Raw genomic sequence first — 23,670 nt, forward strand, 5'->3', positions numbered from 1 at the left:
GGGGCGTGCAGGACGCTTCGGTGATGGCCAAGAGACTCCTTCGCGTCGTCCATGGCTCCCTTCCTGGGGCACGACGAGCTTGGCGCATCGTTGCCGCATTGCGGCGCAAAATGCGCGTCGGGTTCGGTCGGGAAGGTTCAGAAACCGGCCGCAAGTATCGGAAAAGACCAGGGAAAACGTAGTGTCGACGCCCGGAACGACGAAGCCCGGCCGGATGTTGCCATCCGGCTGGGCCTCGGTCTTCGCGGTCAATCGCCAGAAGGTGCCATCAGGCGGCTTCGGCCCCCGCCGCCGTCAGGCGGCCTCCGCCCACGCCTTGGCCGGGCTGGTCAGGCGGTTCGGGCGGCGCAGATGGCCATCGGCGAAGCGCGAGCGGGCGGCGGCGATGGCGGCCAGCGGCGGCTCCTCCGCCATGTAGCCGCGGCCCCAGGCGGTGCGGATGAATTCCGCGGCGCCGGCGGCGGCCAGCTTGCGGCGCACCTTGCAGATGAAGACGTCGAGGGTGCGGCTGTCCGGGCCTTCATCCGACCCGTAGAGGCGCTGCAGGAAATCGGCCTTCGTCACCAGGCTGCCGCGGCGCAGGAACAGCATCTCCAGCACATCGAATTCGCGGCGGGTGATGCGCACATCGTGGCCATCGACGGTCAGCGCCAGATTCGCCTGGTCCAGCGTGGTGTTGCCGATGGTGATCCAGGCGGAGAGGTGGCCGAGCATGCGGCGCTGCAGGGCGCGCAGGCGGACGACGAGGGTGGTGATCGCCATCGGCGCCATCAGCACATCGTCGGCGCCGGCATCCAGGGCCTCCGCCTCGCTCTCCGGCGTCGCGGAAGCGACCAGGACGACGACGGGAACGCCGAGCCGCTGCCGCGCGACGGCGCGGATGCCGGCGATGACGGCGTGGCTGAGGCCGGCGGCCTCGATCAGGATGGCGTCGTAGGGGCCGGTCTGGGCGGCGACGGCGCCGGGATCATCATCCAGTGCGACGGTGTCCACCATCAGGCCTTCATGACCCAGGGCAACCTTCAGCCTCTGACCCGCCGGCAGGGTGGAAGCGACAACAAGAATGCGCATGTCGGTATCCCTCGCGATCTTCGCCCGGCAGCGAACGATGTTCGTCCGCCCTTGTTCCGTAACGAGATCAGTGTCGCTGGAGGGGGTCCCCGGATCGAGTCGGCTTTCTTAATGCTTGGTCTACGCCGCCAGTTCTCGTTTACGTGTTTGGGTGACTCTGTCAGGAAATGTCTGGCACGACGTTCCGAGATGTCAGGCGCGCGTCAGTCGAATGTCGTGCCCGACGCCTTGTCGGCAATCGCCGTGCCGGCGATCGGGAAGGTCAGCGTCATCACCGCGCCGTCGGGCCCATTGGTGGCGGTGATGGAACCGCCGAAGGCCTTCATGGCGGCATGGACCAGCGGCAGGCCGAGCCCCGTGCCCTTGCCGGGCGCCTTGGTGGTGAAGAAGGGCTCGAACAGCCGGTCGATGTGGCTGGCGGGGATGCCGCCGCCGCTGTCGGCGATGGTCATGGCGACCATCGGCCCTTCGACCGCGGCGGCGATGCGGATCCAGCCTTGCGCATCGCGATCGCTGCGGTGCTCCTCGATCGCGTCGCGGGCGTTCATCAGCAGGTTCACGATGGCCTGTTCCAGCGGCACCAGCCGGGCCATCACCGGCGGCAGCTCGGCCGGCAGGTCGATCGTCAGGTCGATGCCCGCGGCATGCAGCGCGCCATTGGTGAGGACGGAGGCGCCCTCCACCGCCTGGTCCAGGGCCAGCGGTTCCGGCTCACCCTCATCCGACCGGCCGAAGACGCGCAGATGGTCCACGATGTCGCGGGCGCGCTGGGCCTGCTGGCCGATGCGCGACAGTCTTTCCTGGATGTCCGGCAGGGCGGCCGCGCCGCGGCGCTGCAGGGCGCGGGAGGCGTTGTCGGCGGCGAGCGACATGACGGCGAGGGGCTGGTTGAGTTCATGCGCCAGGCCGGTCGCCATCTCGCCCAGCGTGCTCAGGCGGCCGGCATTCTGCAGCTTGGCCTGGATGGCGCGTTCGTCGGAGATGTCGGCGATGTAGCCGACCATCTCGGCCGACCCGTCGGCGCGGCGGTCCACCACCCGGGCGGAATCGCGCACCCAGATCCACAGGCCATCGGCGCGCCGGATGCGGAATTCGCGCTGCCCCTCCCCGTGCTGGGCCACGGCGGCGTAGAAATCCGCCTGGCGGGCGGCTTCCTCCGGTTCCATCAGGTCATGCGGGTCGGGCATGTCGATGAGGTGGGCGGCGGTCCAGCCGATGACGCGTTCGGCGCTTTCGCTGGCATGGGTCAGGGTGAAGCTGCCATCCGGCCTGACATCGCCGCCATAGATGAGGCCGGGCAGGCCGGCGATGCGGCGCGCATAGGTCATGCTGGCGGTCTGGGCCAGGGACCGTTCGATATCCGCCGTTTCCGCGGCCCGGCGGGAAGCGGCGCGGGCGCGCAGCGACAGGCCGAGCCAGACCAGCATCAGCGTCATGGCGCCGCCGGCGCCCGCGGTCAGCCGCACCAGCAGCGCCAGGTTGGCGACGCCGGCCTGGCTGGCGGCATAGTCCTGGATGTAGGCGACGGTCAGCGGGGTGCCGGCCACGCGGCGCCAGGCGGTGATGCTGGGCCGCCCTTCCGGCGTGTTGCGGAGGGTGGAGCCCGTCATCTGGTCCGGCTGGGCCCGCCGCAGCGGGTCATCCGCCGGCAGTTCCGTGCCGATGGCGGTGCCGGGCAGGCGGCTATGGGCGGCGCGCAGCGTGCCGCGCAGGATCATCGCGCTGTCCTGCGGGCGGAACTGGATTTCCGCCAGCGCATCGGACAAATCGTGCAGGTCCATGGAGACGACGGCGACGCCGGAGAAGGCGCCATCCGGGCCCAGCAGCGGGCGGGTCAGCTGCACCGTCCATCGCTGGCTGACGCGGCCGACCAGCGGGATGCTGATGAACAGGCCGCGCAGGCCGCTGGCATGGACCTGGAAATGCTCCCGGTCCCCCAGATAGACCGGCGCGCCGGAGCCGGGGATGGAGGACCAGAGCATCCACCCGTCGCGGCCGATGATGGCGACCTGGATGAAGCCGAACTGGCCGGCATTCACGGTGCTCGCCAGCTCGGTCTCGATCGCGGAGCGGCCCTGGTCGTTGCCGGATTCCCGCAGCACGAGCCAGGACTGCGTCAGGCGGTGCAGCACCTCCACCGCTTCCAGGCGGCGCAGCAGCACCTGGTGGACGACGTCGGCGGCGGCCTCCGCCTCCACCCGCGCGCTGTCCGTCGCGTCCCGCGACAGGCGGGCGATCAGCGCTTCCCCGGCGAAGAGCAGGGTGCCGGCGATGGCGAGCGCGGCGATCCAGGCCAGCCAGCGCCGTGGCGTACCGCGCGCGGGCAGGGCGAGCGCATTCATGGGACGGATCGCAAGGGGCATGATGGGGGTGTGGGAAGGCCTGGTGCGGTGCAGTCGGCGGCACCTTGGCGCGCTTGTGTTGCCGGAGTGTGGCGGCGGCCACGCGTGCCGGGGTGCCTAGCGGGCAGCCCCTGGCCTGCGGCGGGACCGGCCAGCGACGGCCGCGCCGGGCCCTGGCGCCGCGGTGCCGGGCTGGTGTGGGCGCCAGGCCTGGAAGCCGGGCTGCCTCCTTCGCTCACCGGCGTTATCCCCGCGGGAATCCCGTGAAGACGTAGCCCTGGCTGCGGATGGCGGTGATGGCGCGTTCGCCGCCGGGGCCGAGCTTGCGGCGGAGATGCATGACCAGATTGTCCAGCGCGCGGTCATCCGGCCGCCAGGGCCGGCGCAGCACGCGCTTGGTCAGTGTCTCCCGGTCCACCGGGTGGCCGGGGGCTTCGGCGAGGACGGCCAGCAGGTCGAATTCCGCGCCGGTCAGCGGCACGACGGAGCCATCGGCGCGGCGCAGTTCCCGCTCCACCGTCAGCAGGGTCCAGTTGGCGGGCAGGGCCTGCTCCGCCTCCTTCTCCCGTTCCTTCTCCCTCTCCGGCGGGCGGGTCTGCTGGAGGCGGCGGAGATGGGCGCGGATGCGGGCCACCAGTTCGCGGCCGGAGATGGGCTTCAGCAGGAAGTCGTCGGCGCCGATCTCCAGCGCCACGATGCGGTCCGTCTCCGCCCGGTTGCCGGTCAGGATCAGGACGGGCGCGTCGGTCAGGCTGCGCAGCGTCCCGATTCGCGGCAGCGTGTCCACGCGGCCAAGCCGCTGGTCCAGCACGACCAGGTCGGGTGGCGATGCCTCCACCGCCGCGATGGCGGCTTCCCAGGTGGCGGCCGTTGTGGGGCGCATCCCGTAGTCGGACAGGGTGAGGGCCATTTCCTCGGCCAGCGCCTCGTCGTCCTCGACGATCAGGACGTTGGGCGCCGGGCCCGCCTCCTCGGCGCCTAGTTCCGTGCCTGACGACATTGACAACACCAAAGCTCCCGATCCGCAGCCTGCATCGTACCGATCATGCCCCGAATCCGAGCGCTCTGGGTATCTTCGGGACAGCAGGCCAGAAAATCCGACACTTCTCGACAAACTCAAAGCCCTCTCTTCCGCCAATATCCTGCGGCCATGAAGGCGGGCGGCGTGAACAGCGCTGCGGGGTGCCCCGCACCACGGAACCGCCCCCTTCGGCACAGGACCCGCAGGGGGTCCCGCGAGACCTGGTAATGGACATTGGCACCGTGTCATCCACCGATTGCGCCATGGTGGTGGTGGTTGACGACGAACCCGACATCGCGCGGGAGATCGCCGAAGGCCTCGCCGCCGATGGGTTCCAGACCTTGGTGGCCGATTCCGCCGAACAGGTGATCGCGCTGCTGGACCGCGATGGCGGCAGCATCGCCGTCGTCGTGACGGACCTGCGGATGCCGGGGATGGATGGGCTCGGCCTGATCCGCCGGCTGCGCGACCCTGCGCGCGCCGGCGCCACCCCGGAAATCGTGATGATGAGCGGCCATGCCTCCACCGCCGAGAAGCAGGCGGCGCTGATGGCCGGCGCGCTGGCGGTGCTGAACAAGCCCTTCGCCTGGGATGATCTGGCACGCGCGGTGGACCAGGGGCTGGACCTGGCACGTGCGCGGCGGGCGGGGATGTCGGTGCCGGACAGCCGGCGGAACCCGTCGCAGGATTGACCGCGGCGACCGGCGTCGGACCGGATGCGGCGCCGCGCGTAGCCGGGTTCACTACACCAAAGTCGACAGAAGAAGTTTCCTTATCCTGGTTTCTCTACGGTGGTGGGTGCTTCAGCAGTTGCTAATATCATCCTGCTTGTCTGGCGCCGCCCCGCCCGGTTCCCCAGCGTCGGTCGCTGGTTGCCGAAGACAGATTGCCAAGGATGATCAGGCATGTTCGCCAACGAGACCCAGCCCGCGCCCGGTGATGGGGCACCCGGTGACGGGACGCCGGCCGAGGAGGCCAGGCTGGTCGTCCTCGTCGTGGATGACGAGGTCTGGATCGCGGAGGAACTGGCCCTTGGGCTGGAAGAGGCCGGCATGGCGGTCAAGATCGCCACGTCAGCCGTCACCGCCCAGGCCGCGCTGGCGGAAACCATCGATATCGGCGTGGTCGTCACCGACATCCGCATGCCCGGGGAGGATGGGTTGTCACTCGTCCGCCGCCTGGTGATGAACCGGCCGGAGACGGACGCGATCGAGACGGTGGTCATGACCGGCCATGCAACGATCGAGGATGCGGTGGCCGCGGTGCGCGCCGGTGCCTTCGACTTCGTCCGCAAGCCCTTCACGCTGGATGAGATGATCGCCGTGGTGGCCGCCGCGCGCGCCCGCGCCGCGACCAAGCGGCAGGAAGCGCGCAACCGCGTGCAGGAAAGCCGCCGCCTGGCCGCGGCGGAGGCGGAGCGGGAGGAAGCACGGGCGCGGGACCCGCTGACCGGCCTGCCCAACCGCGCCGCCTTCAGCGCCCGCCTGGCCGAGATGACGGTGGATGCTGCGCGCGACGGCAGCGGGATGGCGGTGATCGCGCTCGACCTCGATGGCTTCGCCGCGCTGAACGAGGCCGGTGGCAGCGCGGCGGGCGATGCCATCCTCCAGACCATCGGCGCGCGGCTGCGCCAGGCGGCGGGGCCCGAATGGGTCGTCGCCCGCATCGGCAGCGACGAATTCGCCGTCGCCTCCGCCGACTGCGCCAGCCAGGCGGAAGCGCTGGCGGTGGCGGAACGCATCCGCGCCGCGATCGAGGAACCGGTCCCCCAGCCCACCGGCGCGCTGAACCTGACCGCCAGCATCGGCGTGGCCCATCGCGCCACGGCGGACCGCGTGGCGCTGGACGATGCCGCGCTGGTGGCCGGCAGCGTGGCGCGGCGCGAAGGCGGCAGCCGCTGCGTACTGTTCACCCCCGCCATGCAGGAAGCCGCCGAACGCCGCCTGACCGTGGTGCGGGACCTGCCCCATGCCGTCGCGCGGCAGGAAACCGCCATCTACTACCAGCCGATCTTCAACATCGCCGATCGCCGCCTGCTGGGGTTCGAGGCGCTGATGCGCTGGCGGCACCCGACGCTCGGCTTCATCTCGCCTGGCGAGTTCATCGCCATCGCGGAGGAGGGGCGCGTCATCCTCGACCTCGGCGCCTGGGCGCTGCGCGTCGCGGCGGCGCAGGCCGCCCAGTGGGGGGCCGGGACCACGCGGAACCTCTACATCACCGTCAACCTCTCCGGCCGCCAGATCGCGGAGGCCGATGTCGCCGGCCTGTTCAAGGCGGCGCTGGAGGCCGAGAACCTGCCGGCCAAGGCGCTGGTGGCGGAGGTGACGGAGACCGTCGCCCTCGGCCCCAAGGCGGGCGAGGTGGTGGAGGCGATCCGCGCGCTCGGCATCCGCGTGGCGCTGGATGATTTCGGCGCGGGCTATTCCTCCCTCGGCGTGCTGGGCAGCCTGTCGGTGGATACCGTCAAGCTCGACCGCGCGCTGGTGATGCGCGTGGTGACGGATACGCGGGAACGCCGGCTGCTGACGGGCCTCGTCTCCACCATCCATGCGCTGGGCCTGACCGTGGTGGCGGAGGGGATCGAGACGGATGGTCAGCTTCAGGTTGTGCGCCAGGCCGGCTGCGAGGCCGCGCAGGGCTACCTGCTGGGCCGCCCCCTTACCGCGCCCGCGGCGACCGCGCTGGTGCTGGCGGAAGGCTGAGAGGCCCCTCCAGGCATCCGGCGCCCCGCAGCCCCGGAAAGGTTCCCCGCCGACGAGAATTCATGACGAAGCCCGACAGGCGCCGCGACATTCCTGGCGCTAGAGAATGATCACTCGCCCGTGAGTTGAGCGGTGTGGGTGGCAGGAACGGGGCAGGATCATGCAGGTTCTCATCATTGCCGATGCGGCGAACGGGACCAACCGAATCGCGGAAAAGCTGGCGGCGGCGCATGTCGGGACGCGCGTGACCACCCCGGGCGGCATCGCCCAGGCGGAACAGGCGCTGGATGACGGCATCGATGGCGTCGTGATCGATACCGGCGACCTGGCCGGGATGGGCTTCCAGCTGCTGCGCCGCTTCCGCGATGCCGGCCACAAGCTACCCCTGCTGATGCTGGCCCAGGCATCGCCGGGGACGGAGGCGGAGGCCTTCAACCTCGGCGCCGATGCCGTGATGCCCCGTACCGCCCCCGCTGCCACGCTGATGGCGCGGATCGAGGCGATCCGCCGCCGCGCGCCCACCCGCAAGGTGGCGGGCATCCGCTGCGGCAATGTCAGCATCGATCGCGACAGCGGGCTGCTGAGCGTTGCCGGCCAGCCGGTGGAGGTCACGCCCTGCGAGCTGCGCGTGCTGGACATGCTGATGGGTGCGCGCGGCGGCGTGCTGGGCAAGGAACGCATCTGCGACGCGCTGCGGGAGGGGGAGGGCGATGCCGCCCCCGGCGTGCTGCGCGTCTTCGTCTGCCGCCTGCGCCGCAAGCTGGCCGAGGCCGGCGCTGATGACATCATCCGCACCGTCTGGGGCGTGGGCTACCGGGTGGAGGCCCCGTCCAGCGGCGCCCGCCCCGGCATCGGCAACCCCGTGGCCGCCTTCGGCGTCGCGATCTGACCGCGGGAGCAGCAGGAATGCCCGACATGCATGCCCAGGTTCTCGATGAGCGCCCGGATGAGCGGCCAATCAGCAGCCGGGCCGCCGATACCTCCGACGCCCGCCTTGGCGTCCGCGTCCGCCAGCTGCGCCGCCTGCGCGGCCTGTCGCAGGCCGATATCGCCCAGGCACTCGGCGTCACCTACCAGCAGGTGCAGAAATACGAGACGGGCAAGACCCGCCTGCCCGCCCGCATGCTGCCCACCCTGGCGCGAATGCTGGGCGTGGACACCGAATTGCTGCTGGCCGGCGTGCAGGGGGAGGATGCCATCGCCACGCCACCCCATCCGGGGCCGGATGAGCGGGAGACGGCGGAACTCGTCTCCGCCTTCGTCGCCATGCGCCACCCGCAATCCCGCCGCCGGTTGCTGTCCATCGTGAAGGCCTTCGCGGCGGAGGCCGGCGCGGCGGAGATTTGATGCCTGATGGCGTTGGCCGCGTTGCGGCCCTCGCCTCCGATTGACACGCCCACCCGCATCCGGTCGTCTTCCCCGGCCCATGGCGCGCTGATCGCGCCGCGGGCCCGGGAGAATGTTCATGGCCCTTTCCGCGGCGCGCCTCATCGCGCCCCTGGTCGCGTTGCTGGCGGCCTTCGTCGCGCCGCGTCCCGTGGCGGCGCAGGATTATCCCGTCAGGCCGATCCAGCTCATCGTACCGACCTCCCCGGGCGGGACGCTCGATCTTTCCTCGCGCATGCTGGCGCCGCTCTGGAGTGAGTTCCTCGGCCAGCCCGTGGTGATCCAGAACCGCGCGGGCGGCGCTTCGGCCATCGGCACACGCGCCGTCGCGCAGGCGGCGCCGGATGGCTACACGCTGCTGGTGGCGAGCGATTCCTCCTTCGTCACCGTGCCGCTGACGCGCAATGACACGGGCTATACGCTGGACAGCTTCACCATGCTGTTCTCCTACGGTGTCGGATCGCTGTTTGTCGCGGTGAATGCGGCATCGCCCTACCACTCCCTGGCCGATGTGGCGGAAGCGGCGCGGCGCGATCCGGGCAAGCTGACCTATGCCAGCTACGGCATCGCCAGCCTGGCGCATTTCGGCGGCACGATGCTGTGGCGGGCGCTGGGCGTCGATGTCGCGCATATTCCCTATCGCTCCACGGCGGAGGCAAATGTCGCGCTGCTGGGTCGGCAGGTGGATATCGGCATCACCGGGTCGCTCGGCGGCAGCAGCGATGCCAGCCGCGTCCGCGTGCTCGCGACCTCCGCGCCGCAGCGCCTGGCCTTCGCGCCGCAGGTGCCCACGATGCGGGAGCTGGGGCATGACGTGGAACTCGGCTTCACCAACACCGTGGCGGGGCCGCGCGGGCTACCGCCGGCCGTGACGGCGCGGCTGCTGGCCGCGCATCGCGCGGTGATGGAGAAATACGGCAGCACGCTGCGCGAACGCCTGCTGGCCGCCGAACTCACGCCCGTGGATCTGGATGGCGCCACGGCGCTGGCCGGGATGCGGCAGAGGGAGGCGCGCTTCCGCGCCGTGCTCGGCGCCATGAGCCTGCAGGAATGAGGACGATAGAGTCATGATCGGTGCAACCCTGCCGCTGTCGCGCATCAAGGTGCTGGACCTGACGCTGGCGCGGGCCGGCCCGACCTGCGTGCGGCACCTCGGCGACTGGGGTGCCGATGTGCTGCGGATCGAGCCGCCCGGTTCGGCGGCGGGCGAGATCACCGGCAAGCAGGATGGCTTCGACCACCAGAACCTGCACCGCAACAAGCGCTGCATGACGCTCGACCTGAAGACGGAGGAAGGCCAGGCGATCTTCCGCCGCCTGGCCGCCGAGGCCGATGTGGTGGTCGAGAACATGCGTGCGCCGGTCAAGTACAAGTTGAAGGTGGATTACGAGACGCTGAGCGCGCTGAACCCGCGCATCGTCTACGGCTCCATCTCCGGCTTCGGGCAGGACGGGCCCTATGCCGCGCGGGCGGGGCTCGACCAGATCGTGCAGGGCATGGGCGGGCTGATGTCCATCACGGGCCTGCCGGGGCAGGGGCCGGTGCGCGTGGGTATTCCCATCGCGGACCTGACCGCGGGCAATCTCCTCGCCCTCGGCATCATGATGGCGCTGTATGAGCGGGAGGCGACGGGCCGCGGGAAATGGGTGCAGACCAGCCTGCTGGAAGCGATGATCTTCATGCTCGACTTCCAGGCATCCCGCTGGCTGATGGCCGGCGAGGTGCCGGGCCAGGCGGGGAACGACCATCCGACGGGCATCCCGACCGGCGTCTTCCCGACGACGGATCGCCCCATCACCATCGCCGCATCCTCCGCCCGCCACTGGATCCGGTTCTGCGAGGTGGTGGGCAAGCCGGAATGGCTGCAGCGGCCGGACTGGCAGACGATGGACGGACGGTCGAAGGACCGCGCCGCGATCAACGCGGCCATCGCCGGCGTCACCGCCACGCAGCCTTCCGCGCACTGGATATCGCTGCTGGAGGAAGCGGGGATTCCCTGCGGGCCCATCAACACGGTGGACCAGGTCTTCGCCGATCCGCAGGTGCAGCATCTGCGCATGGCGCAGCCCGTCACCCATCCGCGCCTCGGCGAACAGCACATGGTGGGCACGGCCATCAACATGGCCGGCGTCGAGGAAGGCATCCGCCTGCCGACGCCGAGCCACGGGCAGCACACGGCGGAGGTCCTGGCCTCCCTCGGCTATGACGAGGCCGCCATCGCGGCGCTCCGCGAGAAGGGCGTGGTGTGACGGACATCGCCCTGCCGACCGATCTGGTGCTGGCGCGGAAGGCCGATGGCATCGGCTGGATCACGCTGAACAACGCGGCCAAGCGCAACGCCATCACGCTGGCGATGTGGGATGCGATGGCAGCCGCCGTCACGGACTTCATCAACGACGAGTCCGTGCGCCTGGTGGTGATGAGCGGTACGGGTGAAAAATCCTTCGCCGCGGGCGCCGATATCGGGGAGATGGAGCGCATGCGCGCGGAAGGCCGGGCGGCGGAATATGCCGCCCGCGCCAGCGCCGCGCGCGCCGTGCTCGATACACTGGAAAAACCGCTGGTCGCGATGATCCAGGGGCACTGCATCGGCGGCGGGCTTGCCCTGGCACTCCGCGCCGATCTCCGCGTGGCGTCGGAGGATAGCGTCTTCGGCGTGCCCGCCGCGAAACTCGGCATCGCCTATGCGACCTGGAGCCTGGAACGGCTGACGGCGCTCGTCGGGCCGGGCTTCGCGAAGGAGATGCTGTTCACCGGCACCAACTACCCGGCCGACATCGCCTTCGCGCGCGGGCTGCTGAACCGCGTGGTGCCGGCGGCCGAGCTCGAAGACACGGTGATGGACTACGCGCGGATCATCGCCCGCAACGCGCCACTATCCATGCGCGCGGCGAAAATCACCATCGACCAGATCAGCGGCGACCCGGCTCTGCGCGATGCCACACGCATCGCGGCGCTGGGGCGGGAATGCGCGGAGAGCGAAGACCTCAAGGAAGGACAGGCGGCGTTCCGGGAGAAGCGGAAGCCGGACTTCCGGGGAAGGTAGAGCGGGGGGAACGCTGTTCCCCCCACACCCCCCATGCCAGGGGGGAGACCCCCCTGGACCGTCTTCAGGCCAGGGGCATCCGCACTGGCACGACGCCTGTCAGCGATACCAAGGCAGTGGCGACGGCGGCACCAACACCCGGGACGCCAGCCTCGCCCAGGCCGACAGGATGCTCGCCGCTGTCGATCAGCGCCACCTCGATCGCCGGGGCATCGGCCAGGCGCAGCAGCGGATAGGCGTCGAAATTCGTCTCCACCACGGCGCCCCCACGCACCGTGATCACCTCCCGCAACGCATTCGACAGGCCGAAGATGATCGCCCCCTCCATCTGCGCGCGCGCATGGTCGGGATGGATGATCCGGCCGCAATCCACCGCGGCCCAGACGCGATGCACCACGATACCCTGCGGGCCGCGCGAAACCTCCGCCACCTGCGCGACATGCGCGCCATCGCATTCATGCACGGCCACGCCCCGCGCCCGGCCCTCCGGCACGGCGCCGCCCCAGCCGCTCATCGCCACGACACGATCCAGCACCGCCAGCAGCCGGGGCTGGTCGCGCAGCAGATGGCGGCGATAGGCGACGGGATCGCGGCCCGCGCGCCGGGCGAGACCGTCGATGAACAATTCGACCGCCGCGACATTGTTCTGGTAGCTGACGGCCCGCATGAAGCCGACGGGGCGCGGCGCCTCCGCCAGCACGAACTCCACGCGGAGGTTGGGGATCGCATAGGCGATCTCCTTCAGCCCGTAGGTGGAGGTGCCGTCCTTGCCGTTATGGAAGAACTGCGGAAAGGCCCGCTGCAACAGCGATGCGGTGCAGGTCCGCGCCAACAGCGCCACCGGATAGCCCTGGGCATCAAGCTTCGCCGACAGCCGCGTGGCGGCGGCGGGGCGGTAGTAGCCCTGGCCAAAATCCTCCTCCCGCGACCAGAGCACCTGCACGGGGCGGCCGAGCGCCTTGGCCAGCGTTACGGCCTGCACGATCTCGTCGCGTTCGTAGCGCCGGCCGAAGCCGCCGCCGGCCAGCATGGTGTGGATGGTGACGCGATCCTCCGGCAGCCCCGCGACCTCCGCCGCCAGGGTGCGGGCATAGGTTTGTTCCTGGGTGCCGATCCAGACCTCGCAATGGCCATCGGCGATGCGGGCGGTGCAGTTGGGCACCTCCATGCAGGCGTGGTGCAGCAGGGGGGCGTAGAAATCGGCGGTGACGGTGGCGCCTTCATGCGCGCTGGCGTCGCCGTCCTGCCGCATCTCCACGCCTGGCCGATCGAGCCCCGCGCGCAGCGTGCGTTCCAGCCCCGCATCATCGAAGACCGCGCCGCCTTCCCAGGCGATGTCGATCGCGGCCAGCGCCCGCTTCGCCGTCCAGTGCCGATCCGCCACCACGGCGATGCCGTTCGGAATGGGGAGGATGGCGTGCACGCCCGGCGGCAATGGCCCGGGCGGCGGCACGGCGCGGCCGCCATGGGCGGGGCTGCGCTTCACCGCGGCGCAAAGCATGCCGGGCAGGCGGAGATCCATGCCGTAGATGGCGCTGCCATTCACCTTGATCGCGGCATCAAGGCTGCGCATCGACCGGCCGATCAGCCGGAAGTCAGCCGAATTTTTCAGCGGCGGATCGGCGGGTGGCGTCAGGCGTCCTGCCTCCGCCGCCAGATCGCCATAGGGCAGGCGGCGGCCGCTGGCGGGGTGGAGGACCGCGCCCGGTTCGGTGCTGCATTCCGCCGGGGCCACGCCCCAGCGCGCGGCGGCGGCGCGCAGCAGCATGTCCCGCGCCGCGGCCCCGGCCTGGCGCATCGGCAGGAAGCGTTCGGTGATGCTGAGCGCGGCGCCCGTCATCTGCCGCTTGCCGCCGGGACGCTTGAAGGCCTCCCCGGCCGGGGCCAGGGCGAAGCGGACCTTCTGCCACTCGGCATCCAGCTCCTCCGCCACCAGCATGGGCAGGGATGTCGCCACGCCCTGCCCCATCTCGAGGTGCGGGACCTGGATGGTGGTGATGCCGTCGGCGTCGATACGGAGGAAGGCGTTCAGCGCGCCGCCGGATGCCGTATCAGCCTGGGCCGATGCCGGCAGGGCGAAGCGGAGCGTCAGCAGGCTGCCGCCCGCCACCGCCCGCATCGCCACCCGCCTGCCGAATCCCGCCGCCATCGCCTGCCCCCCGAGCGTTGGGGGGACGGTAGGGCGGCAGGCCATGGTGCGGAAGTGGAAGCGGCCTACACCGCTTCCGCCCGCAGCATCCGCGCGGCCGCGACCAGGTTCTCCATCGCTGGCTTCACCTCCGCCCAGCCCCGCGTCTTGCAGCCGCAATCCGGGTTGAGCCAGAGCCGGCCGCGCGGGATGCGTTGCGCCGCGCGCTGGGCGAGGCGCGCCATCTCCTCCGGCGCGGGCACGCGGGGCGAATGGATGTCCCAGACCCCCGGGCCGATGGCGTTCGGGTAGTCGAAGGCGGCGAAGGCCTCCAGCAGGTCCATGTCGCTGCGCGCGGTCTCGATCGAGATCACGTCGGCATCCATCGCGGCGATGCTGTCGATGATGTCGTTGAACTCGCTGTAGCACATGTGGGTGTGGATCTGCGTCTCGTCCCGCACCGCGCTGGCGGAGAGGCGGAAGCAGGCCACGGCCCAGCGCAGGTAGTCCGCGCGGTCGGCCTGGCGCAGCGGCAGGCCCTCCCGGAAGGCGGGCTCATCGACCTGGATGATGGGGATGCCGGCGGCCTCCAGCTCCGCGACCTCGTCGCGCAGCGCCAGCGCGATCTGCCGGCACACCACGTCCCGCGCGATGTCGGTGCGGGGGAAGGACCATTGGAGCATCGTCACTGGCCCCGTCAGCATCCCCTTCATCGGCTTCGCGGTCAGGGATTGCGCGAAGGCGGACCAGCGCACCGTCATCGGCGCGGGGCGCGTGACATCCGCCCAGATGATCGGCGGCGCCACGCAGCGGCTGCCATAGCTCTGCACCCAGCCATGCTTCGTGAAGGCATAGCCGCCGAGCTGTTCGGCGAAGTACTTCACCATGTCGTTGCGCTCGAACTCGCCATGGACGGGCACGTCCACGCCGATCTCCTCCTGCCAGCGCACCGCGTCGCGGGTCAGGGCCTCCATCGCCTCGTCATGGGTCGCCTGGTCGATCTCGCCGCGGGCGAGACGGGCGCGCAGGTTGCGGACCTCCGTTGTCTGCGGCCAGGACCCGATCGCGGTCACGGGCAGGTCGGGCAGGTTGAGGCGTGCCTGCTGCGCCGCCGCGCGGGTGGCGTAGGGGCTGGCGCGGTGTTCCATGGCGGGCGTCACGGCGGCCAGGCGCGCGGCGACGGCGGGGTCGTGCAGCCTGGCATCGGCGCGGGCCTCGGCGATCGCGCGGTCGCTGTCGGCGAAGGCGGCGCCGACCGCCTTCTCCCCCTCATCCGCCGCGCGGGCGAGCGCCGCGACCTCCTTCAGCTTCTCATTCGCGAAGGCGAGGCGCCGTGCCAGCGCGGGGTCCAGCGCCGTTTCCATCGCCAGGCTGTGCGGGACATGGAGCAGGGAGCAGGAGGGCGCGACCATCAGCCGCCGCCCCTGGCGCGCCTGCTGCGCCAGCTGCACCTGCGCGAGCGCCTGGCGGAGATCCGTGCGCCAGACATTCCGCCCATCCACCAGGCCGAGCGAGAGCCACCGGTCCCGCTTCCATGCCTCCAGCACCGCCGGCAACTGCGCCGGCGCGCGCACCAGATCCACATGCAGCCCGGCGACGGGGAGGGAGGCGGCGAGGGGGAGGTTGTCGCGCAGCCCCTCGAAATAGGTCGCCAGCAGCAGGTCGAGGCCGGGCGCGGCATCGGCCAGGGCGCGGAAGGCGGTGCGATAGGCCCCGGCCGCGCCGGCGGGCAGATCCGTCACCAGGCAGGGCTCATCGATCTGAACCCAGGTGGCGCCGGCCTCGGCCAGGAAACGCAGCGCATCGGCATAGGCGGGCAGCAGCGCCGGCAGCAGGTCCAGCGGCCGCGTGCCGTCCTCGGCCTTGGAGAGCAGCAGCAGGGAGACGGGGCCGAGCAGCACGGGGCGGGTGCGGACGCCGTGCTGCATCCCCTCACGCAGCGCGCGGGCCCAGCGGTTGTCCACCAGGCGCGGGCGCGTGGCGGCGGACAGGCGCGGGACCATGTAGTGGTAGTTGGTGTCGAACCACTTGGTCATCTCCAGCGCCACCGCATCGCCGGGGATGCCGGCGGCGCGTTCGGCGACGCTGCCGCGCGCCCCGCGGGCGAGGGCGAAGATGGTGGCCAGCGAGGCCGGGCCCTCTCCCCCCCAGCCATAGCCCGGCGGGATCAGGCCGAAGGCGCAGGCGGTTTCCAGCACATGGTCATAGAGCGCGAAATCGGCGGAGGGCACATGGCTGATGCCGCTGCCCTGTTGCAGGGCGCGGGCGCCGGCGCGCAGCGCGGCGGCGGTGGCGTGCAGGTCTGCTTCCCCTGTTCTGCCGGCCCAGAAGGCCTCCAGCGCGGTCTTGAGTTCGCGCCGGGGGCCGATACGCGGGTAGCCGAGATTGGCGGCGATGGTCATCGCAAACGTCTCCGTCGCCCGGTGCACCCAGCCCGGCCGTGGGGGTGGCGCGCCCCCTTGTCTCCGGGGTGCACGGCGCGGGCAGGTCTCCTGGCTCGCGGGTGCCGGGCTTGCGCCCTTCGCCACCGGCCCTGCCTTCCCGCTTGCGCAGTGGCGTCCCCCCTCCCTCGGGAAGGGAGGAATCGGGCCGGCGGCTTCCCGCCGACAGTTGCTGGGGCAGCGTCCGACTTGGGGGGTTTCCCCGCCCGCACGGACTTCCCTTTTCACCCGCTCGCGCGGGACCAACGCCATATCAACATATCTTTATGCGAAGTTGCGCTCAAGGGGGCCACCGCGCCGCCATCGCCACCCCCGCGCCCCGGTGTTACAGCCCGGGGACATGTCCCCGACAAAGACCCTTCCATGACCGGCGTCGAAGAGAAGTTTGAGATCTTCCTGGCGGCCCCACCGGGGCTGGAGGAGACGCTGGCCGCCGAGATCTCGAGAAAGGGGTTCCGGCAGCCGAAGGTGGTCCCCGGCGGCGTCGTCACCACGGGCGGCTGGCCCGATGTGTGGCGCGCCAATCTCTGGCTGCGCGGGGCGAGCAAGGTGCTGGCGCGGATCGACCAGTTCCGGGCGGTACATTTCGCGCAGCTGGATGAGCGGGCGCGCGCGGTGGACTGGAACAGCCTTCTCCGGAAGGACGTGGCCTTCCGGGTGGAGGCGTCCTGCGCGGCGTCCAAGCTCTGGCATTCCGGCGCCGTCGCGCAGCGCGTCGCGACCGCGATCCGGGAGAGTGTGGGGGCGAGGGAGGCCGATGACGCGCCGGTGGTGATCCGCGCGCGAATGGAAAAGGACCTCTGCACCCTCAGCGTCGATACCTCCGGCGATCTGCTGCACAAGCGTGGCTTCAAGCAGGCGGTGAACCCGGCCCCGATGCGGGAGACGATGGCCGCGCTGTTCCTGATGCAGTGCGGCTATGACGGCACGGAGACGCTGCTGGACCCGATGTGCGGTGCCGGGACCTTCGTGATCGAGGGCGCCGAGATGGCCGCGCGCCTCAACCCCGGCCGTGCCCGCGACTTCGCCTTCGAAAATCTGAAAAACTTCGACGCCGAGGCCTGGGCGCGGATGCGCGCCGTGGCGCGGGCGGGGATGGAGGGCGTGGCCTGCCTCGGCTTCGACCGGGATGCGGGGGCCATCGCGATGAGCATCGCCAATGCCGAACGCGCCGGCGTTTCGGCCGGCACGCGTTTCGCGCAGGGGACGATCAGCGATTTGCAGCGGCCGGACGGCGCGCCGGGGCTTATCATCGTCAATCCGCCCTATGGCAGCCGGATCGGGGACCGCAAGTCGCTGGGGCCCCTGTACCGTGCGCTGGGCCAGGTGCTGATGAGCCGCTTCGCCGGCTGGCGCGTCGGCCTGGTGGCGGCGGAGCCGGCGCTGGCACGGGAGACGCGGCTGCCCTTCGTGGCCCCGGGCCCGCCCGTGCCGCATGGGGGAATGCGCGTCACGCTGTTCCGCACGGCGCCGCTGGGGTAGCGGCCCAGTGGGGGTAAGGCTTTCGGGGGGAGTCCGCCTCTTCCTCCTGTTCGCGGCGCATTGCGTCGGCACCATCAACATCATGGGCGTGATGGCCTTCGCGCCTGCCATCCAGCGGGACCTCGGCCTGGATACGGCCAGTTTCGGGCTGCTGGTCGCGGCCTATTACGGCGCGCAGCCGCTGGTGGCGCTGCCGGGTGGGTGGCTGGTGGACCGGATCGGCGTCCGGGCCGCGCTCGCCCTCTCCATGGCCGGGGTGAGCATCAGCGCGGGGTTCTTCGCGGTCTCCGCCGGGGGCACCATGGCGGCGTCGCTGCTGATCCTGGCGGGCATCGCCTATTCCCTGGTGAACCCGGCGACGAGCGTCGGCGTCGTCACCTGGTTCCCGCCGGATTGGCGGTCCACGATGATGAGCGTGAAGCAGGCCGGCGTGCCGGCGGGCGGGCTGATCGCGGCCATCATCGCGGGGCTGGCGGGGCCGGATGCCTGGCGAGTCTCGGCCGGGGCGGTCGCGGTAGCGGCGGCGCTGGCGGCGGTGCTGGCGGTGGTGACGCCGGGGGGCGGGGCGCCCGCGGTGGCGCGGGGGCCGGTGGTGGTGGGGCTGCTCACGGTGCTGCGGAACCGGGCGCTGATGCGGGTCTGCCTGACGACCTTCCTGCTGAACACCGCGCAGGGGGCCTTCTACGCCTATCTGGTCCTGTACCTGGTGGGGCCGGCGGGGCTGTCCCCGGCGGTGGCGGCGCTGATCTTCGGCGCGACGCATGTCGTCTCCGCCATCGCGCGCATCCTGTGGGGGCTGCTGGCGGACCGGGTCTGGCGGGGGGATGGGCCGCGGGTGCTGCGCATCATCGCCTTCGCCTCCTGCCTCGGCTTCGTGGGCCTCGCGCTGGGGGCGGGGCTGGGGGCGCCGGCCGCGGCGGCGGCGGCGCTGGGCCTCGGCATGACCATTGCGGGCTTCGCGGGGGTGGCACAGGGGGCGGCGGCCACGGCCGCGCCGCGGGCGCAGATCGGCGCGGCGATGGGCGTCTTCATGGTGATCACGCCGCTGGGATCCGTCTTCGGCCCTTCCATCTTCGGGGGCCTGATCGGGCTGACCGGGGGCTACCTGGTGCCCTATCTGGTGCTGGCGGGCGTGACGCTGGTGGTGGGCGTCTTCGTGCTGCGGAAGTGATCAGCCGCCGGCGGTGCGTTCGTAGTGCCGGTAATACTTGTCGGTGATGAGGTCCGTCTTCACCACGATGCAGACATCCGTGGTGTTGAACTGGTGGTCGATCACCGCGCCATCCCCCACGAAGCCGCCGAGCCGGAGATAGCCCTTCACCAGAGGCGGCAGCGCCACCATGGCGGCGCGCATGTCGAGGCCGCCCGGCGGGATCCGGTCCATCGCCACGAAGCGGTCGGGCACGGCGCGGGGCCGCAGCGCGGGCGGCGCCAGGTGGTTGGCATGGAGGTAGGAAAGCTGCGCCGCCAGGGCATCCTGGTCCGTCCCCGGCAGGGAGGCGCAGCCGAACATCAGGTCGATCTTGTGGCGGAAGACGAAGGCGGCGATGCCGCGCCACAGCAATTGCAGCGTGCCCCGCGTGCGATAGGGGCCGGCGACGCAGGACCGGCCGAGTTCCAGCACCTCACCCGGGAAGGCCAGCAGCGGGCCGATGTCGTATTCGCTGGCGGAATAGAAGCGGCCGAGCCGGTCGGCGGCGGCGCGGCGGATCAGGCGGTAGGTGCCGATGACCGCTTCCGGCCCGTTGCCGAGGTCATGGTCCAGCACCAGCAGATGGTCCGCCACCGCGTCGAATCCATCGCGGTCCCGGCGCGCGGCGATGGTCGCGGCATCGGCCTTGGCGCCCATCTCCTCATAGAAGACCTGGAAGCGCAGCGCCTGGGCGGCATCGATCTCCGCCGCCGTCTCCGCGATGCGCAGGCCAAGATTGCCGGCGCGCAGCTCCTCGAACCCCTCGGCCCGCGGGGCTGCGCGGGGGGGTTCCGACGGGAGGGGGGCATCCTCGGGCAGGGGGCCGTCTACACTCATGGGGCTTCAGGCCTTGGGCTTGGTGCGGCCACGGGGGGCGGGGGCGGGGGCGCCCTTGCGGCCGAAGAGTTCCAGCCGCTGGCCGACCAGGCTGAAGCCGAGGCGTTCGGCGATGGCGCGGGCCACCTTCTCGAACTCCGCATCCTCGAATTCGATGACGCGGCCGGTATCCACGTCGATCAGGTGGTGGTGGTGGCCGCGGTCGGTCGGGTCGTAGCGGGCGCGGCCGCCGCCGAAATCGCGGCGTTCCAGGATGCCCTTCTCCTCCAGCAGCCGGACGGTGCGATAGACCGTGGCGACGGAGATGCGGTCATCGAGCGCGGCGGCGCGGCGGTAGAGTTCCTCGACATCCGGATGGTCCTCCGCCTCGCTCAGCACGCGGGCGATGAGGCGGCGCTGCCCGGTCATCTTCAGGCCGCGTTCCACGCAGAGACGCTCGATCCGGGAGGGATCGGGGCGGGATGTCTCGGCGTGGCGATCGTGGCTCTGCATGCGGGGGGCGTGGTGTCCTGCGGGCGGCCGGGGGTCAGCCCGGCCGGGGCGGGCGCATCAATAGCGCCTGCCGCGCGGGGCCACCACCCGGGGGCTGGTCAGCCTTCCCGCGCCGGCGTGGCGCGGCCGCGCCCGGGGATGCGGCCGCGCGGCTTGGTGCCGAGGCCGATGCGCTTGGCGAGGGAGGATCGGTGCTTGGTGTAGTTGGGCGCCACCATCGGATAGTCCGAGGGCAGGTTCCACCTCTCGCGATACTGGTCTGGCGTCAGGTTGAACGAGGTCTTGAGATGCCGCTTCAGCATCTTGAGCTTCTTCCCGTCCTCCAGGCAGATCAGGTATTCCGGGGTGATCGACTTCTTGACCGGCACGGCGGGCTGGGGACGTTCAGGCGCCTCCGCCGCCGGCTGCCCGATGGCGGCGAGGGTGCGGTAGACGTCCTGGATCAGGCTTGGCAGATCCGCCACGGCGACGGAGTTGTTGGAGACATGGGCCGAGACGATTTCCGCCGTCAGGCCGAGCAGATCGGGGTTCGCCCCAGGATACGCCAATGTATCGGCCATGAATCGTGTCCTGCCCGCGTCGTCGGGCGGCTGATGCCCGATCATTTCCCCGGCGGACGGGCGCCATGCCCGGTGCCGCGACGCGCCAGGACCACCATATTGCCGTGAATCGCCGTTTCGCAATGACGTTTGGTGTTCAGGAAGGCCGTTTCGTGATGAATCACCCCGGACTGCAAGAACAGAGTCACGATGTGGCCCTGGATATCACTGCCGAGACTTGCCCGATGACCTTCGTGCGCACGCGCCTGGCGCTGGACCGGATGCAGCCGGGCCAGGTGCTGCTGGTGCGGATGAAGGGGGACGAGCCCCGCCGCAACGTGCCGCGCACGGCGGCGGAGCAGGGGCATGGGGTGCTGGGGATGCGGGAGGCGGGGGAGGGGGTGCTGGAGGTGTTCGTCAGGCGGAAGTGAGGGGGCTCAGGCGCGCGAGCCCGGCTCCAGCCCCCGCCTCAATACCAGCGCATCCGCCCCATCCCCATAGTAGCGCTTCCGCCGCCCCACCTCCGCGAAGCCCGCCGCCGCATACAGCGCCCGCGCCGCCGCGTTGCGGTCGCTGACTTCCAGAAACATCGCCCCCGCCCCGCGCGCCACCGCGCCGGCCATCGCCTCCGCCAGCAGGGCGCCGCCCAGGCCCTGCCGGCGGGCCTCCGGCACCACGGCGAGGGTCAGGATTTCCGCCTCATCCGCCGCGACGCGGGCCAGGATGAAGCCGGCGCCGGGGCGCAGCACGCCGAAGGCGCCGGGCATCTCCAGCATCAGGCGGATGGCGTCGGGGCCCCATGCCTCGGCAGTGGGGAAGGCCAGGGCGTGCAGGCGGGCGGCTTCCGGCGCTTCGGCGGGGGTCATCTCAGGGTCGGCGGGCGGACGGCGGGGGGCTCGACATACAGGGGAAACGCGTCCCGCCAGGGGATATCGCCCGCCAGGCGGCGCAGTGCGACCAGGCCGGCGGCGGCGGCGTCGGGCAGGCGGCTGTCGGTCAGCGTCGCGTCGAAGCCGCGCGCCAGCAGCCGGGCGGCGGCCAGGGGCGCGGCGTCTCCGACCAGCGCGACCGGCCCCTTCGGCGCGGGGATGTCGCGCTCCGCCATCGGCTCGGGCGGCGTCGCGGCGTGCCAGGCGCCGGCCTCCAGCCGTTCCAGCAGGAAGCGGCCGCGCTTCGTGTCGATGGCGGCCCAGACGGCGCGCGTGTCGCGGATCGTCTCGGGCAGGGCAGCGGCCAGGGCCTCCCCGGTCGTGACGCCGACCAGGCGCGCCCCGGTTGCCAGCGCGATGCCCTCGGCGAGCGCGATGGCGGTGCGCAGCCCCGTGAAGCCGCCGGGGCCGACGACCACCGCGACGGCATCGGGGCGGGCGCCCGCCAGCACCTGCTCGGCCAGGGGCGGCAGGGCGGTGGGCTGGCCGCGGGCGCCGGCGTGGAAGGCATGGGCGGCCAGCGCGCCATCCACCAGCAGGGCGGCGGAACAGCGGGCCAGCGAACCATCAAGGACGAGCAGGCGCATGCCATTGCTGTAAGGCGCGCATCTTGTTCCGTCCATCGGTTGACCTTGCAGCGCAATCGGCGGCTTGCTTTGGTGGCCGCGCAGAAGGATCGTCGCCCCATGAACGAGATCAGCGTCCCGCGTCCGAACAACCTCGACGCGTTCTGGATGCCATATACCGACAACAAGTCCTTCAAGGACAAGCCGCGCATGTTGGCGCGGGCGGAAGGCATGTCCTACTTCACGCCGGAGGGGCGGGAGATCCTGGACGGCACCGCCGGCCTCTGGTGCTGCAACGCCGGCCATGGGCGGCGGGAGATCGTGGAAGCGATCCAGAAGCAGGCCGCGATCATGGATTTCGCGCCGACCTTCCAGATGGGCCACCCCATCGCCTTCGAAGCCGCCGCCCGCGTGGCGGAGATGACACCGGAGGGGATGGACCGCGTCTTCTTCGTGAATTCGGGGTCGGAGGCCGCGGATACCGCGCTGAAGATCGCGCTCGCCTGGCACAAGGCGCGCGGCGACAGCCAGCGGGTGCGCCTGGTCGGGCGGGAACGCGGCTATCACGGCGTCGGCTTCGGCGGCATGTCGGTGGGCGGCATCGGCGGCAACCGCAAGCAGTTCGGCGCGCAGCTTCCCTATGTGGACCACCTGCCGCACACCCATGGCGTGCCGGGCAATCTTTTCGCCAAGGGCCAGCCGGAGAACGGGGCGAACCTGGCCGAGGTGCTCGAAAACCTGGTGGCGCTGCATGGCGACACCATCGCGGCCGTGATGGTGGAACCGCTGGCGGGGTCCACCGGTGTGCTGGTACCGCCGAAGGGCTACCTGCAGAAGCTGCGGGAACTTTGCACGAAGCACGGCATCCTGCTGATCTTCGATGAGGTCATCACCGGCTTCGGCCGCATCGGCGCGAATTTCGGCGCGGAACGCCTGGGCGTCACGCCCGACATCATGACCATGGCGAAGGGGCTGACCAACGCCGCGGTGCCGATGGGCGCGGTCGCCACCAGCAACCAGGTCTATGACACCATCGTCAACGGCGTGCCGGCGGGGATCGAGCTGTTCCACGGCTACACCTATTCCGGCCATCCGCTGGCCGCCGCCGCCGCCATCGCGACGCTGGAACTGCACCGGGCGGAGGATTTGCCCGGCCGGGCCCGCGCCATGGAGCCCTATTTCGAGGATGCGGCGCATTCCATGCGCGATGTCCCCGGCGTGATCGATGTGCGCAACATGGGCCTGGTGGCGGGGATCGAACTGGCGCCGCGGGCGGGCAAGCCGACGGCGCGCGCCATGGACGTCTTCAAGACCTGCTTCGACAAGGGCGTGCTGACGCGCGTGACGGGCGACATCGTCGCACTCTCGCCGCCGCTGATCGTGGAAAAGCCGCATATCGACCGGCTGTTCGGCACGCTGGCCGACGCCATCCGGGCCGTGCCAGCCTGACACGCCCCCGCCGCCTGGCGCCGCTGCTGCTCGTCATCCTGGCGCTG

The 23,670-nt window shown here is 71.1% G+C and carries 21 protein-coding genes and 1 riboswitch; of the genes, 11 read left to right on the plus strand and 10 right to left on the minus strand.

What is annotated here, in order from left to right; all coding sequences use genetic code 11:
- Nucleotides 1-294: 294 nt before the first annotated feature.
- From ACTIE5_RS10590 to ACTIE5_RS10600, 3 genes are all read right to left on the minus strand, one after another.
- The gene (locus ACTIE5_RS10590; RefSeq protein WP_439549667.1) at nt 295-1,071 is read right to left on the minus strand and encodes a winged helix-turn-helix domain-containing protein; all 777 of its coding nucleotides are present in this window, start codon (nt 1,069-1,071) and stop codon (nt 295-297) included.
- A 203-nt stretch (nt 1,072-1,274) separates the two neighbouring features.
- Nucleotides 1,275-3,413, minus strand: coding sequence for an ATP-binding protein (locus ACTIE5_RS10595; RefSeq protein WP_439549668.1), 2,139 nt, complete (start codon nt 3,411-3,413; stop codon nt 1,275-1,277).
- A gap of 244 nt (nt 3,414-3,657) precedes the next feature.
- Nucleotides 3,658-4,413 carry a response regulator transcription factor gene (locus ACTIE5_RS10600; RefSeq protein ID WP_439549758.1) on the minus strand — a complete coding sequence of 252 codons (756 nt, stop codon included), beginning with the start codon at nt 4,411-4,413 and terminating at the stop codon, nt 3,658-3,660.
- 263 nt (nt 4,414-4,676) lie between these two features.
- Between ACTIE5_RS10600 and ACTIE5_RS10605 the strand changes: the two genes are divergently transcribed.
- The 7 genes from ACTIE5_RS10605 to ACTIE5_RS10635 all read left to right on the plus strand — a co-directional run bounded on the left by ACTIE5_RS10605 (nt 4,677) and on the right by ACTIE5_RS10635 (nt 11,568).
- A complete protein-coding gene (locus ACTIE5_RS10605; RefSeq protein ID WP_439549669.1) occupies nt 4,677-5,126 on the plus strand; it encodes a response regulator in 450 nt (149 codons plus the stop codon).
- Nucleotides 5,127-5,339: 213 nt separating this feature from the next.
- Nucleotides 5,340-7,136 (plus strand): putative bifunctional diguanylate cyclase/phosphodiesterase, encoded by a 1,797-nt coding sequence (locus ACTIE5_RS10610; RefSeq protein ID WP_439549670.1) that lies wholly within the window; start codon nt 5,340-5,342, stop codon nt 7,134-7,136.
- Nucleotides 7,137-7,296: 160 nt separating this feature from the next.
- Entirely contained in the window at nt 7,297-8,025 is a 729-nt protein-coding gene (locus tag ACTIE5_RS10615; protein WP_439549671.1) for a response regulator transcription factor, read from the plus strand.
- Nucleotides 8,026-8,042: 17 nt separating this feature from the next.
- Complete coding sequence (locus ACTIE5_RS10620; RefSeq protein ID WP_439549672.1) at nt 8,043-8,483, plus strand: helix-turn-helix domain-containing protein; 441 nt, start codon at nt 8,043-8,045, stop codon at nt 8,481-8,483.
- Nucleotides 8,484-8,601: 118 nt separating this feature from the next.
- The gene (locus ACTIE5_RS10625) at nt 8,602-9,576 is read left to right on the plus strand and encodes a Bug family tripartite tricarboxylate transporter substrate binding protein (RefSeq protein WP_439549673.1); all 975 of its coding nucleotides are present in this window, start codon (nt 8,602-8,604) and stop codon (nt 9,574-9,576) included.
- Between the two features lie 13 nt (nt 9,577-9,589).
- Entirely contained in the window at nt 9,590-10,771 is a 1,182-nt protein-coding gene (locus ACTIE5_RS10630) for a CaiB/BaiF CoA transferase family protein (RefSeq protein ID WP_439549674.1), read from the plus strand.
- Complete coding sequence (locus ACTIE5_RS10635) at nt 10,768-11,568, plus strand: enoyl-CoA hydratase (protein WP_439549675.1); 801 nt, start codon at nt 10,768-10,770, stop codon at nt 11,566-11,568. Before ACTIE5_RS10630 ends, ACTIE5_RS10635 begins: the two co-directional genes overlap by 4 nt.
- 64 nt (nt 11,569-11,632) lie before the next feature.
- Here ACTIE5_RS10635 and ACTIE5_RS10640 read toward each other — a convergent pair whose 3' ends face one another.
- Together ACTIE5_RS10640 and metE are read right to left on the minus strand one after the other, a co-directional pair.
- Nucleotides 11,633-13,717 carry a molybdopterin cofactor-binding domain-containing protein gene (locus ACTIE5_RS10640; protein WP_439549676.1) on the minus strand — a complete coding sequence of 695 codons (2,085 nt, stop codon included), beginning with the start codon at nt 13,715-13,717 and terminating at the stop codon, nt 11,633-11,635.
- Nucleotides 13,718-13,782: 65 nt separating this feature from the next.
- Nucleotides 13,783-16,098, minus strand: coding sequence for a 5-methyltetrahydropteroyltriglutamate--homocysteine S-methyltransferase (gene metE / locus ACTIE5_RS10645; protein ID WP_439549677.1), 2,316 nt, complete (start codon nt 16,096-16,098; stop codon nt 13,783-13,785).
- 63 nt (nt 16,099-16,161) lie between these two features.
- Nucleotides 16,162-16,399: riboswitch (cobalamin riboswitch) on the minus strand.
- Nucleotides 16,400-16,500: 101 nt separating this feature from the next.
- On the opposite strand from metE, the gene ACTIE5_RS10650 reads away from it, so the two are divergent.
- Both ACTIE5_RS10650 and ACTIE5_RS10655 read left to right on the plus strand, forming a co-directional pair.
- Nucleotides 16,501-17,619, plus strand: a complete 1,119-nt coding sequence (locus tag ACTIE5_RS10650; RefSeq protein ID WP_439549678.1) for a THUMP domain-containing class I SAM-dependent RNA methyltransferase — start codon at nt 16,501-16,503, stop codon at nt 17,617-17,619.
- A 7-nt stretch (nt 17,620-17,626) separates the two neighbouring features.
- Complete coding sequence (locus tag ACTIE5_RS10655) at nt 17,627-18,790, plus strand: MFS transporter (protein ID WP_439549679.1); 1,164 nt, start codon at nt 17,627-17,629, stop codon at nt 18,788-18,790.
- Here the strand turns inward: ACTIE5_RS10655 and ACTIE5_RS10660 are convergent, their stop codons facing one another.
- From ACTIE5_RS10660 to ACTIE5_RS10670, 3 genes are all read right to left on the minus strand, one after another.
- Nucleotides 18,791-19,648: a GNAT family N-acetyltransferase gene (locus ACTIE5_RS10660; protein ID WP_439549680.1), complete on the minus strand. Its 858-nt coding sequence runs from the start codon at nt 19,646-19,648 to the stop codon at nt 18,791-18,793. It abuts the gene before it with no gap.
- A 6-nt stretch (nt 19,649-19,654) separates the two neighbouring features.
- On the minus strand, nt 19,655-20,140 hold the full coding sequence (locus tag ACTIE5_RS10665) for a Fur family transcriptional regulator (protein WP_439549681.1): 486 nt from the start codon (nt 20,138-20,140) through the stop codon (nt 19,655-19,657).
- Nucleotides 20,141-20,238: 98 nt separating this feature from the next.
- The gene (locus tag ACTIE5_RS10670) at nt 20,239-20,700 is read right to left on the minus strand and encodes a MucR family transcriptional regulator (RefSeq protein WP_439549682.1); all 462 of its coding nucleotides are present in this window, start codon (nt 20,698-20,700) and stop codon (nt 20,239-20,241) included.
- A gap of 155 nt (nt 20,701-20,855) precedes the next feature.
- Between ACTIE5_RS10670 and ACTIE5_RS10675 the strand changes: the two genes are divergently transcribed.
- Nucleotides 20,856-21,110 carry a sulfurtransferase TusA family protein gene (locus ACTIE5_RS10675; protein WP_439549759.1) on the plus strand — a complete coding sequence of 85 codons (255 nt, stop codon included), beginning with the start codon at nt 20,856-20,858 and terminating at the stop codon, nt 21,108-21,110.
- 6 nt (nt 21,111-21,116) lie between these two features.
- Here the strand turns inward: ACTIE5_RS10675 and ACTIE5_RS10680 are convergent, their stop codons facing one another.
- Together ACTIE5_RS10680 and tsaB are read right to left on the minus strand one after the other, a co-directional pair.
- Entirely contained in the window at nt 21,117-21,545 is a 429-nt protein-coding gene (locus ACTIE5_RS10680; protein WP_439549683.1) for a GNAT family N-acetyltransferase, read from the minus strand.
- Nucleotides 21,542-22,195 (minus strand): tRNA (adenosine(37)-N6)-threonylcarbamoyltransferase complex dimerization subunit type 1 TsaB, encoded by a 654-nt coding sequence (tsaB, locus tag ACTIE5_RS10685; RefSeq protein WP_439549684.1) that lies wholly within the window; start codon nt 22,193-22,195, stop codon nt 21,542-21,544. Before tsaB ends, ACTIE5_RS10680 begins: the two co-directional genes overlap by 4 nt.
- 99 nt (nt 22,196-22,294) lie before the next feature.
- Here tsaB and ACTIE5_RS10690 point away from each other — a divergent pair, with 99 nt between their 5' ends.
- Nucleotides 22,295-23,623, plus strand: coding sequence for an aspartate aminotransferase family protein (locus ACTIE5_RS10690; protein WP_439549685.1), 1,329 nt, complete (start codon nt 22,295-22,297; stop codon nt 23,621-23,623).
- The last annotated feature ends 47 nt before the right edge of the window (nt 23,624-23,670 follow it).

This window comes from Falsiroseomonas sp., from assembly GCF_051859025.1.
In the GTDB taxonomy this organism is placed as follows: Bacteria; Pseudomonadota; Alphaproteobacteria; order Acetobacterales; family Acetobacteraceae; genus Falsiroseomonas.

Excerpts from the sequence above, each read along its gene's own strand:
- ACTIE5_RS10650 (WP_439549678.1), top strand. The coding sequence starts at position 16,501 with ATGACCGGCGTCGAAGAGAAGTTTGAGATCTTCCTGGCGGCCCCACCG.
- ACTIE5_RS10630 (WP_439549674.1), top strand. The coding sequence starts at position 9,590 with ATGATCGGTGCAACCCTGCCGCTGTCGCGCATCAAGGTGCTGGACCTG.
- ACTIE5_RS10640 (WP_439549676.1), bottom strand. The coding sequence starts at position 13,717 with ATGGCGGCGGGATTCGGCAGGCGGGTGGCGATGCGGGCGGTGGCGGGC.
- ACTIE5_RS10595 (WP_439549668.1), bottom strand. The coding sequence starts at position 3,413 with ATGAATGCGCTCGCCCTGCCCGCGCGCGGTACGCCACGGCGCTGGCTG.
- ACTIE5_RS10610 (WP_439549670.1), top strand. The coding sequence starts at position 5,340 with ATGTTCGCCAACGAGACCCAGCCCGCGCCCGGTGATGGGGCACCCGGT.
- ACTIE5_RS10680 (WP_439549683.1), bottom strand. The coding sequence starts at position 21,545 with ATGACCCCCGCCGAAGCGCCGGAAGCCGCCCGCCTGCACGCCCTGGCC.
- ACTIE5_RS10625 (WP_439549673.1), top strand. The coding sequence starts at position 8,602 with ATGGCCCTTTCCGCGGCGCGCCTCATCGCGCCCCTGGTCGCGTTGCTG.
- tsaB (WP_439549684.1), bottom strand. The coding sequence starts at position 22,195 with ATGCGCCTGCTCGTCCTTGATGGTTCGCTGGCCCGCTGTTCCGCCGCC.
- ACTIE5_RS10620 (WP_439549672.1), top strand. The coding sequence starts at position 8,043 with ATGCCCGACATGCATGCCCAGGTTCTCGATGAGCGCCCGGATGAGCGG.
- ACTIE5_RS10615 (WP_439549671.1), top strand. The coding sequence starts at position 7,297 with ATGCAGGTTCTCATCATTGCCGATGCGGCGAACGGGACCAACCGAATC.
- ACTIE5_RS10600 (WP_439549758.1), bottom strand. The coding sequence starts at position 4,413 with ATGTCGTCAGGCACGGAACTAGGCGCCGAGGAGGCGGGCCCGGCGCCC.
- ACTIE5_RS10690 (WP_439549685.1), top strand. The coding sequence starts at position 22,295 with ATGAACGAGATCAGCGTCCCGCGTCCGAACAACCTCGACGCGTTCTGG.
- ACTIE5_RS10675 (WP_439549759.1), top strand. The coding sequence starts at position 20,856 with ATGAATCACCCCGGACTGCAAGAACAGAGTCACGATGTGGCCCTGGAT.
- ACTIE5_RS10590 (WP_439549667.1), bottom strand. The coding sequence starts at position 1,071 with ATGCGCATTCTTGTTGTCGCTTCCACCCTGCCGGCGGGTCAGAGGCTG.
- ACTIE5_RS10665 (WP_439549681.1), bottom strand. The coding sequence starts at position 20,140 with ATGCAGAGCCACGATCGCCACGCCGAGACATCCCGCCCCGATCCCTCC.
- ACTIE5_RS10670 (WP_439549682.1), bottom strand. The coding sequence starts at position 20,700 with ATGGCCGATACATTGGCGTATCCTGGGGCGAACCCCGATCTGCTCGGC.
- metE (WP_439549677.1), bottom strand. The coding sequence starts at position 16,098 with ATGACCATCGCCGCCAATCTCGGCTACCCGCGTATCGGCCCCCGGCGC.
- ACTIE5_RS10660 (WP_439549680.1), bottom strand. The coding sequence starts at position 19,648 with ATGAGTGTAGACGGCCCCCTGCCCGAGGATGCCCCCCTCCCGTCGGAA.